At 36.0% G+C, this 13,556-nt stretch carries 9 protein-coding genes and 2 pseudogenes; all 11 read left to right on the top strand.

Annotation, left to right across the window (positions count from 1 at the left end):
- Positions 1-394: 394 nt before the first annotated feature.
- The 11 genes and pseudogenes from BR72_RS18525 (at position 395) to BR72_RS18475 (ending at position 13,022) form a co-directional block, all read left to right on the top strand.
- Complete coding sequence (locus tag BR72_RS18525) at positions 395-589, top strand: hypothetical protein (RefSeq protein WP_035435414.1); 195 nt, start codon at positions 395-397, stop codon at positions 587-589.
- Between the two features lie 48 nt (positions 590-637).
- On the top strand, positions 638-955 hold the full coding sequence (locus BR72_RS18520; protein ID WP_035435412.1) for a hypothetical protein: 318 nt from the start codon (positions 638-640) through the stop codon (positions 953-955).
- A 454-nt stretch (positions 956-1,409) separates the two neighbouring features.
- Positions 1,410-1,769, top strand: a complete 360-nt coding sequence (nrdI, locus tag BR72_RS18515; protein WP_035435410.1) for a class Ib ribonucleoside-diphosphate reductase assembly flavoprotein NrdI — start codon at positions 1,410-1,412, stop codon at positions 1,767-1,769.
- A pseudogene (locus BR72_RS18510) lies at positions 1,756-2,454 on the top strand (ribonucleotide reductase N-terminal alpha domain-containing protein); the annotation flags it as partial. The gene nrdI and the pseudogene BR72_RS18510, both read left to right, overlap by 14 nt.
- Positions 2,455-2,823: 369 nt before the next feature.
- Positions 2,824-4,209, top strand: a pseudogene (locus BR72_RS18505) (ribonucleoside-diphosphate reductase subunit alpha); the annotation flags it as partial.
- A 184-nt stretch (positions 4,210-4,393) separates the two neighbouring features.
- Positions 4,394-5,362 (top strand): class 1b ribonucleoside-diphosphate reductase subunit beta, encoded by a 969-nt coding sequence (nrdF, locus tag BR72_RS18500; protein ID WP_035435408.1) that lies wholly within the window; start codon positions 4,394-4,396, stop codon positions 5,360-5,362.
- Positions 5,363-5,778: 416 nt separating this feature from the next.
- A complete protein-coding gene (locus BR72_RS18495) occupies positions 5,779-7,128 on the top strand; it encodes an APC family permease (RefSeq protein ID WP_035435406.1) in 1,350 nt (449 codons plus the stop codon).
- A 296-nt stretch (positions 7,129-7,424) separates the two neighbouring features.
- Positions 7,425-7,673 carry a biotin/lipoyl attachment domain-containing protein gene (locus BR72_RS18490; protein ID WP_035435404.1) on the top strand — a complete coding sequence of 83 codons (249 nt, stop codon included), beginning with the start codon at positions 7,425-7,427 and terminating at the stop codon, positions 7,671-7,673.
- A 142-nt stretch (positions 7,674-7,815) separates the two neighbouring features.
- Positions 7,816-9,945, top strand: coding sequence for a sigma 54-interacting transcriptional regulator (locus BR72_RS18485; RefSeq protein ID WP_035435402.1), 2,130 nt, complete (start codon positions 7,816-7,818; stop codon positions 9,943-9,945).
- Positions 9,946-10,145: 200 nt separating this feature from the next.
- On the top strand, positions 10,146-11,639 hold the full coding sequence (locus BR72_RS18480; RefSeq protein ID WP_035435399.1) for an aldehyde dehydrogenase family protein: 1,494 nt from the start codon (positions 10,146-10,148) through the stop codon (positions 11,637-11,639).
- A complete protein-coding gene (locus BR72_RS18475) occupies positions 11,640-13,022 on the top strand; it encodes a putrescine aminotransferase (protein ID WP_035435396.1) in 1,383 nt (460 codons plus the stop codon).
- Positions 13,023-13,556: the final 534 nt, after the last annotated feature.

Here is a 13,556-nt window from a genome sequence, read left to right as displayed (position 1 = left end):
AATATCTATTTTATTGTATCATAAGAGGGAGCACGATAAAGTGAAACTTTAATCAGTGGGGGTTTTCTTCATCCCCCACTGATTATCAGCCCTCACCAATCGGGCTTTTACGGGCAGTTTATCTCCCACCTTACTTCTTAAGAAAAGCGGAAGCGGCTCGCTCAGAATCGCAGGACGCCCACGCCCCTGACAGAGAGGCGCTTTTTGCCTCGTCCGAGGGGGCGAAACGGCCGGAGATTCTAGCCGCTAGAGCTGGACAATGCATCCACTGAATTTTGAGGCGGGAGTATTATTGCCCGTTAATGCGGGATAAAAAATGATTTGCTGAAATAGGATCTATTGGATATATTCAAAGGTAGTCGTGAAATAAGAATACGACAGAGAGGTGATTTGTATGGATAAACAACAAGTAAATATAATTTTAGATCAGCTTAAAAATAAAGAAATACAAGAATATATTGTAACAAAAGAAGTGTTTTATACATTTCGCGAAGTTTTAGTAGCGCGAGAAGACTTTAAATATTTTCGAGGTAACGCACAGCATGATGGAAAGATCATTTATACATATATGGAAACACCGCGCTCGTAAGGAAAAGAATTATTAAGAGCCGGATGACGAGAAAGGAGAGAAGTTTATTTGGGAGAGTTTAAACAAGGAATACTTCCGCATTGGGACTGTTTTTGGAAAGATGAGAAAGGAAGAAAATTTGTTGGGATGGTTATGTTTCCGGAGAAGCGCAAGCGAATGAAGGAAATCATGGAGCAATTAAAAAAAGCATACGAACACGAACAAAGTGTGCTTGTAATAGCAAAACTACAAAATTCGATTCAAAAAGTTAAAGGTACGATTGCGTATTTCGATGATGAATCACCTGTTTTTACGATGCAATGTAAAGATGAAATTTTCCATCATATATTTTTGAGCGATATCGTGCGTGTAGAACTTCAAGAATAGGATTACACGAGTGCGGTAGGGAAAAAGCTCTGACCGTTTCTATGTGCGGTCAGACGCTCCTATTTCCCTAAAAAGGGTTCTAGTTTATATATAATATGTAACCGGTTTCGAACAGTTTCTAATAAGGGAACTGTTCGTTTTTTTTTGACAAATGAGAAATAGATTTCGCATTTATGTTTTCTTTTTTGACAATTTGATAAGAGGAACTTTTTTGGAAATGTGGGTAAATCCGTTGACAACTTTTTTGAAATACACTTTATTGACATGTGTTTTAGAATGTTGTTTCATATTCTTTGTATTGTATAAAGAGCGGCCTTTTTTGTCGAAAAAATAAATTTTTAAAAAGAAAGAAATTATACATATATCTTGTGTCCTTTTTTAAAAAGTAATACAATATATAGAGAATTCATCAAGGGCGAACATGACGTGAAAAGATGTAAAAGGAGGGTCGGAGATGTTAGTTGCATATGATTCTATGACAGGAAACGTGAAGCGTTTCATTCACAAATTAAATATGCCGGCCGTTCAAATCAATGAAAATCTCGTATTAGATGAAGAATTTGTCCTTATTACGTATACAACAGGTTTTGGAAATGTGCCGGAACGTGTTTTGAAATTTTTAGAACGTAATCATGAACGTTTAAAAGGAGTATCTGCAAGCGGAAATCGTAATTGGGGAGATATGTTTGGGGCAAGTGCAGACAAGATTTCAACGAGATATGAAGTGCCAATTGTATCAAAATTTGAGTTATCTGGAACAAATAAAGATGTAGAAGTTTTTAAAGAGAGGGTGCTGGAGATTGCGACACATTGAATTGAATAATGAGATCACGCAAATGCAGGACGGGTTCTATCAGCTTCACAAAGATAAAGAGGCACTAGCTGTCTTTATGGAAGAAGCGAAAGAGAATACCGTTCCTTTTGATAGCGTGGCGAATCGCATCGAGTATATGTTAGAGCATGACTACTACTATGATGTGTTAAGCGAATATAAGATGGACGAGGTGGAGGCTGTATACGAAATCGCATACGGCGAAAAGTTTGAGTTTCAATCTTATATGGCAGCTTCTAAGTTTTATAAAGATTACGCGTTAAAAACGAATGATCAAAAACAATATTTAGAAAGCTATCCTGATCGCGTAGCAATCGTATCGTTATACTTAGGACGAGGAAACGCTCAGAAGGCGAAGCAATTCGCAAGTATGATCGTCAAACAAAACTATCAACCAGCGACACCAACCTTTTTAAATGCAGGAAGAAGCAGAAGAGGAGAAATGGTGTCTTGTTTCTTGTTAGAGATGGACGACAGCTTAAACTCGATTGGGTTTAATATTAATACAGCGATGCAGTTAAGTAAGATTGGTGGAGGCGTAGCGCTCAACTTGAGTAAACTACGAGCACGCGGTGAACAAATTAAAGGTATCGAGAACGCAGCAAGTGGTGTTGTACCAGTTATGAAATTGCTTGAAGATTCGTTTTCGTATGCGAATCAGTTGGGTTAACTTATGGCTCAACTATAAAACCGGGTCAATTGCTGGAACGCCTGAGTATATCGAGGTAGGATACTACGGAGAAATTACGTAGCGCCCCCTAAAAATCCAAGATTGCAGGAAATCAGCAGCCGAGCTCCTAAGTCTGTTAGATAAGGAGAAGGTTCAACGACCAAGTAGCTATGTAGGCGACTATATAGCTCGAACCTGGCTTCTCAAACAAACCAAATTCAAATGGTATATATAATAAAAATATGATGAATGGCTAAACAAAGAATTTGGTGAGAAGAAGATATGGTCTGAACTCTATAGCGATATAGAGAGGGTAGCAGAAATGACTATTCCCCATACGTTTTAAATGTATGGAGTAACAACATGCAAAGAAAAGGTGCCGGAGCTGTATATTTAAATATTTTCCATTGGGACATTATTGAGTTCCTCGATACAAAAAAAATAAATGCCGACGAGAAGAGCCGTATTCAGTCTCTTTCCATCGGAATTATCGTACCAAGCAAGTTCTTTGAGCTTGCTGAGAAAAACGAACCATTCCATGTTTTCGCGCCTTATACAGTGTATAAAGAGTACGGAAAACATTTAGATGATATCGACATTGATGAAATGTATGATGAACTGATGAGCAATCCAAATATCAGAAAGAAGCAGCTTGATATTAGTACACGCGATATGCTCATTAAAATTGCGATGATTCAGCTTGAGTCTGGTTATCCATATTTAATGTTTAAATCAAATGCGAATAAGCAACATCCGTTAAAGGATATTGGAACTGTGAAGATGTCGAACCTCTGTACAGAAATTTTTCAACTACAGGAAACATCTGAAATCAATGACTACGGTACAGATGACATGATCCGTCGTGATATTAACTGTAACTTAGGATCATTAAATATCGTGAACGTAATGGAGAATAAAGAAATTCGTGAAGCAGTTCATGCAGGTATGGAAGCTTTAACGGCTGTTTCTGATATGACAATTATTCCGAACGCACCGACTGTGAAAAAAGCAAATGAGGAACTACATTCTGTTGGTCTTGGAGCGATGAACTTACACGGCTATTTAGCGAAAAATAAAATCGCTTATGAAAGTGCAGAAGCGAAAGAATTTGCTCGTACATTCTTTATGATGTTGAATTACTACTCTATTGAAAAAAGTATGGAAATTGCAAAAGAGAAAGGTGAAACCTTTAAGGACTTTGAAAAGTCAGATTATGCAAATGGCACATACTTTGAGAAGTATGAAACAACGGATTATAGTCCGACAACTGAGAAAGTTCAGCAGTTATTTGAAGGAATTCATGTTCCGACAAAAGAAGATTGGACAAGTTTAAAAGAACAGGTGCGAAAGCATGGTTTATATAACGCATACAGATTAGCAATTGCACCTACACAATCAATCAGTTACGTGCAGAATGCTACTTCATCAGTGATGCCGATCGTAAGCCAAATCGAATCAAGAACGTACGCAAATGCGACAACATATTATCCAATGCCGTATTTATCAAAAGATACGTTCTGGTATTATAAATCTTCTTACGATATGAATCAGTTTAAGCTCATCGATTTAATTACAGAAATTCAAGAACATATTGACCAAGGGATTAGTACAATCCTGTATGTAAATAGTGATATTTCTACTCGTGAATTAGCACGTTACTATATTTATGCTCATAAAAAAGGATTAAAGAGCTTGTACTACACAAGAACACGTAAATTAAGTGTGGAAGAGTGTGTAGCCTGCACAGTATAATGTATTTTTTTAGTAGAAGAGCATACAATTGATATTTATCATATAAAACAGCATGAGCAGGGTCAGAAAAACCCTGCTCATGCTTAGTTATGTAATTTACGTTCTAACGTGCGGTTAAATTTTCATTTTGAAATGGAAGTTTAACCGCACGTTAGATGCAACAATATAATAAAGGGGCGATTCAATGCGCGCGGTAAACTGGAACAAGAAAGAAGACGATTTTAGTTTAATGTTTTGGAAGCAAAACATCGCTCAGTTTTGGACAGAAGAGGAGATCGCAGTTTCTTCTGACAAAAATACGTGGGTGCAGTTATCGAAGGAAGAACAAATTGCTTATAAGCGTGTACTAGGGGGATTAACACTTCTAGATACGAAGCAAGGCGGCGAAGGAATGCCGCTGATTCTTGTGCACCTTGAGAACTTACAAGCAAAGAGTGTGCTTGCGTTCATGGGAGCTATGGAAGAAGTGCATGCGAAAAGTTACAGTCATATTTTCACAACACTTGCAACTGAAGAAGAAATTGATGAAATTTTTGAATGGGTAGATACACATCCGTTACTTGAGAAAAAATCAAGTATCATTACAAATTACTACCGTCGTTTATTAAAGCCTCAAGTAACGAAAAAAGAGCTATATATGGCAATGGTAGCAAGTGTATTTTTAGAAAGCTACTTGTTCTATAGTGGATTCTTCTATCCACTGTATTTAGCAGGGCAAGGAAAATTAACGGCGAGTGGAGAAATTATTAATTTAATAATCCGGGACGAGTCCATCCACGGCGTATTCGTCGGTATTTTAGCACAGCAAGTTTTTGCAGAGCTTTCTGCCGAAGAACAACAAGAAGTACAAAAAGAAACGAAGGATCTGTTATTAGAGCTGTATGACAATGAAACAGCGTATACAGAGGAAATTTATACATCAATTGGCCTTGTGGAAGAAGTGAATCGTTTTATTCGTTACAATGCGAATAAAGGGCTAATGAACTTAGGATTAGAACCGCACTTTGAAGAAGAAGAAATTAACCCAATCGTATTAAATGGTTTACGTACAGATACGAAAAACCATGATTTCTTCTCTGTAAAAGGGAATGGTTATGTAAAAGCAACAAATGTTGAAAAATTATCAGATGATGATTTCGTATTTAGCTTTTAAATAGATAGGATTAAAAAAGCTGTCTTTCATATGTGAAGGCAGCTTTTTTTGATATGTATAGTTTACAAAATGTTATTATTATGTGATGAATTTGTTGTTTTTCGACTGATTAAAGTTTCACTTCATGTGTATATAGTGGTATGAGAGATTGAATAAGTTATGTCAAAATGAATAAAAAACCAACAAAAATGTAAAGAAAATAAACTCACCTGGTGTATCTTTGAAGCGCAAAAACGGGCTTATCCTTTTAATTTTTTAACCCAAAAAATTTTGGCTTAAAAATTGCATGAATATTTTAAAAATAAAAAGGGAGGCTGGAGTGCGGTATGTAATATGCGCGATTTATTGAAAGCGTTTTCAGTTTAATTATCAAACGTTACATGGGAATTAGATAGAGAAAGTAGGAGGAATGATAGGTGGGGAAAGTAGTTGGTTTAAAACGTTCATTGGGACTTTGGTCAATTGTCATGCTAGGTGTCGGGTATATGACGCCGATGGTGGGATTCGATACATTTGGAATTGTCTCTGAAAAAACAGGTGGTCATGTTCCTGGAGCTTATCTTATTGCATTAGCAGGAATGTTATTTACAGCTGCAAGCTACGGTAAAATGGTAAAGGTTTTTCCTACTGCGGGATCTGCTTATACGTATACACAGAAGACAATTAGTACAAGGCTTGGATTCCTTGTTGGATGGTCAGCGTTATTGGATTATTTGTTTTTACCAATGGTGAACGCACTACTAACGAGGATTTATATGTCTGCACTTTTTCCGAGTGTTCCTTCTTGGATATGGGTCGTTGGATTTGTCCTACTAATTACACTTATAAATATTATTAGTGTAAATGTCACTGCTAATTTCAACACATTTTTAGTCGTGTTTCAAATATTAGTAATGGCTGTGTTTGTAATTCTTGTTGTAAAAGGATTACTAGCAGGAGAAGGAACTGGAAAAGTTTTTTCCATTCGGCCGTTTTTTCAATCAGATATACAAATATCATCGTTCGTTGCAGGGGCCACAATTCTTTGCTTTTCATTTTTAGGTTTCGATGCAGTAACTACATTTTCGGAGGAAACACCAAATGCGAAGAAGACAATTCCTCGGGCTATTTTTCTTACCGCTTTAATTGGCGGCATTTTATTTATTAGTACTACGTATTTCACACAATCTTTTTTTCCAGATGCATCCGTATTTAAAGATCAAGAATCAGCGGCACCAGAAATCGCGCTATACGTTGGTGGAAAACTATTTCAAACTTTCTTTTTAGTAGGAACATTTATGGGAACAATGGCATCAGGTTTAGCTTCTCATACAAGTGTGTCGCGATTATTATACGTAATGGGGCGGGATAATGTAATCCCGCAGAAGATATTTGGATACATTCATCCTCGCTGGCGAACTCCCGTATATAACATTATTATTGTGGGAATAATTTCACTTTCCGCTATATTTATCGATTTAGAAACAGCAGCATCTCTTATTAATTTCGGAGCGCTTATTGCATTTACTTTTGTTAATTTATCTGTCATTGCTTACTATGTTATCAAGCAAAAAAGATATAAAACAGCAAAAGACTTTTTTAATTTCTTAGTTCTACCTATTTTCGGAGCAGGTACAGTAGCTGTGTTATGGTTTAACCTCAATATTCATTCGCTAATTCTTGGACTTAGCTGGGCTGCTGTTGGAATTGGTTACTTGTTGTATATTACGAACATGTTCCGATCAGCTCCACCGCAAATGCATTTTGAAGAAGTGCAGGAAATATAAAATAACAAAAAACATCGGAATTTTTCCGATGTTTTTTATGTTGGGGAAATGAAATTTATGCAAGCTTGCATAAGGCATTCAACAATTCATAAAGAAAGAGAGGGAATTTGTAAATCAGTATCAGAGAGAAGGCTGAATAAACGTTATATTTTTTATTTGGCACGATTATTGCTTTATAAAACTAGTAAAAATATATAGAAGATGTAGAAGATTTCCGAAGTTTTTTCCATATGATTCTTCAGTTACAAATGTTAGCAGAACAATATGAATAGAATAAAAGAAGGGAATGATTCATTTTGTATTATGAAATCGTTACGAGTCCATGTTATGGAACGGTTGAAAAAGTGTCAATTAATAGGGAATCACGAATTTATGAATGGGAACCACTGTTTGCTATTAAAAATATGAATGGTCAGATGGAAGTGATTAAAATGGGATGTAGTGGAGAAGTACAGTCTTTAGAAGTAGAAGCGGGAGATAAGGTAATTCCAGGGATGGTATTAGCTTATATTCAAGAGGATATTTTAAATAGTGGCAGTGATTAATGAGAGAGTAAAAAGGAAGATGGTAGCATTCATCTTCCTTTTTCTATTCAATTAAAGGAAAACATATATTGTCAGATTAATTAAAAAAATCTGTTTTTAGTGATACAATACATATTAAGTATCCCGAAGGAGGAGAAGTGGAATGTTTTCCATTGCTCATAAAAAAATTAGACAGATTGTTTCTCTACCTATTGATCAACCTGAAAAGGAATGGAATATAGATGTTAAAAATATAAAAGAGCCTTTTCTGTTCTTAAAAAGGGAAGATCAATTATTTGCATACGTCCATGTGGAGGAACTGCTATCAAAAAATGAGGAATTAACTGCCCAGGCATTACTTGCAAATGCTGTTTCACTAAATACAATTTGTCACCTTAGCAAAAATATTTCCTTAACAGCTCTCTTTCAAATTATTGGGGCACCTATTGCTATTGTGAAAAATGAAATAGGAGAGTTAAAAGGGTACATAAGAAGAGAGGATGTTTTTGCAGAATTATTTAGGCAGGAAAATAAAAGTGTAGATATACTAAAAATTATTTTAATGTCTATTCCAATGGGGATTTTTATAGTCGACCGGGAAAAGAAAATTGTAAATTGTAATGAATCTGGTTTAAAGATGATTAAATCTACTGCTGAAAAAGTGTTGAATGTCCCAGCAGAACAGATTTTTAATGGTGAACATATTAACAATGTATATGCAACGAGAAAAACGATTTTAAATCAGTTACAAATAACGAATGAGATGGGAGTATTAGTTGATTATAGTCCAATCCCTAGCTTTGATCAAAGTATTGAAGGAATGATTATTATTGTACAAGATTTGCCAATGGTTGAGGATATGGCCATGGAAATTGAATATATAAAGGATTTAAATAAAGATTTACATGCAATCTTATCTAGTATTTATGATGAAATATTAGTAGTCAATCATAAAGGGGAATTAATTCGTTATAGTGAAACCATTATTAATGATTTTTGGGGAGGAGATCTCAAGAATCTTTTAGGAAAAAATCTATTAGATTTAGAGCGGAAAGGATTATTTAGTCCATCTGTTACTCGCTTAGTACTAGAGAAAAAGAAAAAGGTGTCGATTGTACAAGAAACGAAAAGTGGTAGGAAAATATTAGCGGTTGGAAACCCTGTGTTTAATGAACAAGGAGAACTGCACCGCATTATTATTGCATCAAGGGATATTACCGAGGCAACGAGATTAAAAATGGAATTGCATGAGATGAAAAAGATATCTGAACAATATAAAAAGGAATTGGACAACTTTAAAAATAAAGATCGTTTTCTTAAGAAACTTATTTATTGCAGTCCGAAAATGGAACAAATTATTAATCAAGCTAAAAAAATAGCTGATTTTTCTTCTAATGTGCTTATTTCTGGAGAATCGGGTGTTGGAAAAGAAGTGATTGCTCAAGCAATTCATCAACTAGGAAATCGATATTCAAAGCCGTTTTTAAAACTAAATTGCGGTGCAATTCCAGAATCATTATTGGAAAGTGAACTGTTCGGATATACGAAAGGTGCTTTTACCGGTGCGGATAAAAACGGAAAAGAAGGATATTTTAAGCGAGCGGATCAAGGAATTTTATTTTTGGATGAGATTGGCGAAATGCCATTACATTTGCAGGTGAAATTACTTAGAGTGTTACAAGAGCAAGAAGTAATTCCAATCGGAAGCACAGTTCCTACGAAAATAAACGTTCAAATTATTGCGGCTACAAATAAAAGTCTCGAAAAAATGGTGGAAGCTGGTACGTTCCGTGAAGATTTATTTTATCGTTTAAATGTAATTCCACTACAAGTTCCTCCGTTAAGGGAGAGAATGGAAGATGTTCCAGTACTCGCATTTCACTTCTTACAACAATTAAATGAAAAATATAATAAAAACTACCATTTAACCCCTGATGCACTAAATTTATTAGAATTTTATTCATGGCCGGGAAATGTACGAGAATTACAAAATATGATTGAGCGTTTAGTAGTATCAGCAGATGAGCCAGTTATTGATGCTGAATTTGTTGGTAAATTTTTAACACCTGGTTATGACTTTAAAAAATCTAAGCCAGTTATTACAAGGGTCTTGCCATTACAAGAAGCATTACATTCTGTAGAAGAGCAATTAATCTTACTTGCGATGAAGCAGTATAAAACGACGACGAAGGCCGCAAAGGCTCTTGGTATTAGCCAATCTTCGGTAAGTCGTAAATTTCAAAAAATCATGAATGAAAAGGGAGGAGCAGTTGATACAATTTCATATTTCTAAAAGAGAAAGGGGAAGTCTAATGGGACGACTCCTTTCTCTTTATTATTTTTGTTGTAATTATTCAAAATGTAATAACCTATGCAAAAATGCATAGGTTCATGCGTTTTATTTAAAGAAATGTATGATTACTTGGTATTTTAAATGTTGGCACAATTATTGCTTATATAATATATGAACGATCGACAAAGGGGGATTAAATAGTGCTAGATTTAAAAATGTATATAAACGGTGAGTGGAAAGAGTCTAGTAATCAAGAAAAACGACCTATTATTAACCCTGCGAATGGCAAGGTTATCGCATATGCGCCTGAAGGAACGATCCTGGATGTGAAATCCGCGATAGAAGCGGCAAGAGCGACTTTTGAGAGCGGAATTTGGCCAGAAACATCCGCAGCTGAAAGAGCATCTTATTTATTTAAAATAGCAGATGAAATTGATAAAAATAAGGAAGAACTTACACGTCTTGAAACAATGGATAATGGAAAAACACATCGCGAGGCAGAAGGTGATATTGGGGATGCGGCAGCTTGCTTCCGTTATTATGCTGGGCTTATTACAAAGCCAGATGGCCAAACATATCATGTAGCTGATCCAATGCAAGCTATGGTAGTCAGAGAGCCGGTTGGTGTTTGTGGTTTAATTGTTCCTTGGAATTATCCGTTACTAATGAGTGTTTGGAAAATTGCACCTGCTTTAGCAGCTGGAAATACAATTGTATTTAAACCTTCTGAAGTGACACCAGTCACTGCAACAAAATTATTTGAAATCCTTGAGAAAGTAAATATGCCAAAAGGCGTTGCAAATATGGTAATGGGAGCTGGACCAACAGTAGGAAACGAGATTGCAGCAAGTGATAAAGTTGACATGATTTCCTTTACGGGTGGAACGAAAACAGGAAAGCACATTATGAGAACAGCGGCGGATAATATGAAAAAGATTTCGCTAGAACTTGGCGGGAAGTCTCCAAATATTATTTTTGCAGATGCAGATTTTGAAACCGCTGTTGATTATGCGCTGTTTGGTATTTATGCAGGTACTGGACAAGTGTGTTCAGCGGGATCGAGAATTCTTGTAGAGGAAAGTATATATGATAAATTCGTTACTCATTTCGTAGAACGAGCAAAGCAAATTAATGTTGGACCTGGTGATAACCTAGAATCAGAGATGGGACCACTTGTAAGTCAAGAGCATATGGAAAAAGTATTACGCTATATTGAGATTGGGAAAGACGAAGGAGCAGAAATTGCTTGCGGAGGAAAGCGTATACTTGCGGATGGAAAAGGTGATGGTTTCTTTATTGAACCAACGGTCTTTGTCAATGTAAAACCTGAAATGCGTATTGTGCAGGAAGAAATTTTTGGTCCTGTTGTAGTAATCCAAAAGTTTAAAGGTGAACAGGAAGCGATTGAGCTAGCAAACGGTACAGATTACGGTTTAGCTGGAGGGGTGTTTACTGTTGATGGGGCAAAAGCGATGCGCGTAATCCGCAAGCTTCGCGCTGGGATTACATGGATTAATAGTTATCATCCAACATACAACGAGGCGCCTTGGGGCGGATATAAGCAAAGTGGGATCGGTCGTAGTTTAGGAACGTTTGGTTTAGAAGAATTTCAAGAAATTAAGCAGATTAATATAAATCTAGAAGTAGAACCAATTGGTTGGTTTGCAAATAAAAAGACTATAGGAGTGAAATAAATGGTGACGAATATAGAAAGTAAATCAAATGAGCAGGATGTAAACAATTCAAATGTAAATGATTATATTATGAAAGTACTGCAGTTAATTGAAAAAGAAAAGGTCTCTGAAGAAGAGGCGAACTGGATCCAAAAAGAAACAGTAGATGGATTTAGAGAGCATGTTAATCCTGGTTTTCTTGCCTACAGAAAAACAGTAACAAAAGATGGACAATTTGCAGCAGTAGAATGGTCTGATGAAGGATCTTGTTTTATGGATATCAATGGAAAAAAATATATTGATTGTTTAGGTGGATTTGGGATTTATAATGTTGGACACCGTAATCCGAAAGTGGTGAAAGCTGTAACAGATCAATTAAAGCGTCAAGCATTGCATAGTCAGGATCTACTAGATCCACTTCGTGCGATTCTTGCAAAGATTTTAGCAGATATTACACCTGGTGATTTGAAATATGCTTTCTTTACAAATAGTGGGACAGAAAGTGTGGAGGCGGCATTAAAATTAGCAAAAATGTATAGTGAACGAACAACTTTCATTTCAACAACACGTGCCTTTCACGGTAAGAGTCTTGGATCTTTATCTGGAACAGCAAAAGGAATGTTCCGTAAACCATTCTTACCATTAATTCCAGGTTTCCGTCACGTTCCATTTGGCGATATCGAGATGATGAGAAAAACATTTGAAACTTGTGTATTAGTAGGTGAAGATGTTGCAGCTGTTATTCTAGAACCAATTCAAGGGGAAGGCGGTATTATTTTACCTCCAGAAAATTATTTAAAAGAAGTAAGAGAACTCTGTGATGAATTTGGATCATTGCTTATTTTTGATGAGGTACAAACTGGGATGGGACGTACAGGGAGAATGTTTGCGGCAGAACTGTATGATGTAGTGCCGGATATTATCTGTCTTGCGAAGGCATTTGGCGGAGGCGTAATGCCAGCAGGTGCAATTGTTGCCAAAGAACAAGTATTTAAAAGTTGGTTTGATAACCCATTCATGCATACAACAACGTTTGGTGGAAATCCACTTGCATGTGCTGCTGCAATTGCAACAATTCATGTTTTATTGGAAGAGAACTTACCAGCACGAGCTGCAGAAGTTGGGGAGTATTTCTTAAACGGATTGAAAAAAGCAGCGGAAGGACATGAAGACAAAGTATTTGAAATTCGTGGTCAAGGTTTAATGATTGGTATTGAGTTCCATAAAGATGAAATTGGATATGAAGTATCGAAAGCAATGTTTGATCAAGGCATCCTTGTTGCAGGAACGCTAATTAATTCAAAAACAATTCGTATTGAACCGTCTCTTACAATTAGTTATGAAGAAGTAGATACGGTAATCAATACTTTCAAATCAGTGTTAGCACAAGTAAAAGTACAATAAAGTGAAACTTTAATCAGTGGGGGTTTTCTTCATCCCCCACTGATTAAAAGCCCTCACCAATCGGGCTTTTACGGGCAGTTTATCTCCCACCTAACTTCTTAAGAAAAGCGGAAACGGCCGGAGATTCTAGCCGCTAGAGCTGGACAATGCTTTCGTCGAATCTTGAGGTGGGAGTATTACTGCCCACGAATAGCGGGATAAAGTGTAAAAACAAACCAGTAAAACTATATTCATTCTAATGGGTTTTACTGGTGAGTACTACATATGAAATGAATCCAAATGTGCGAAATGGTTTATATACAGATACAAAAAACATGATTTTGTATTTAACTTTTAATAAGGTGAGTGCTCTATATGTATAGGGCACTCTTTTTTTTGAGGAATAAGTTTACATAACATTGTTATTATATAGATTTTTATTGAGAATATGCTGTGAATTTCAGTTATATTAAAAAAATAATATAGCAGGTTAATATTTACATTTTTAATGTCATAGTGTACTATTTGATTAGTACACTATGACATTAGGAGGAA

The sequence above is a fragment of the Bacillus sp. UNC322MFChir4.1 genome (genome assembly GCF_000746135.1).
Taxonomy (GTDB): domain Bacteria; phylum Bacillota; class Bacilli; order Bacillales; family Bacillaceae_G; genus Bacillus_A.
The sequence above is the reverse complement of the archived record's forward strand: the minus strand, read 5'-3'. Positions and strand labels throughout refer to the sequence as shown.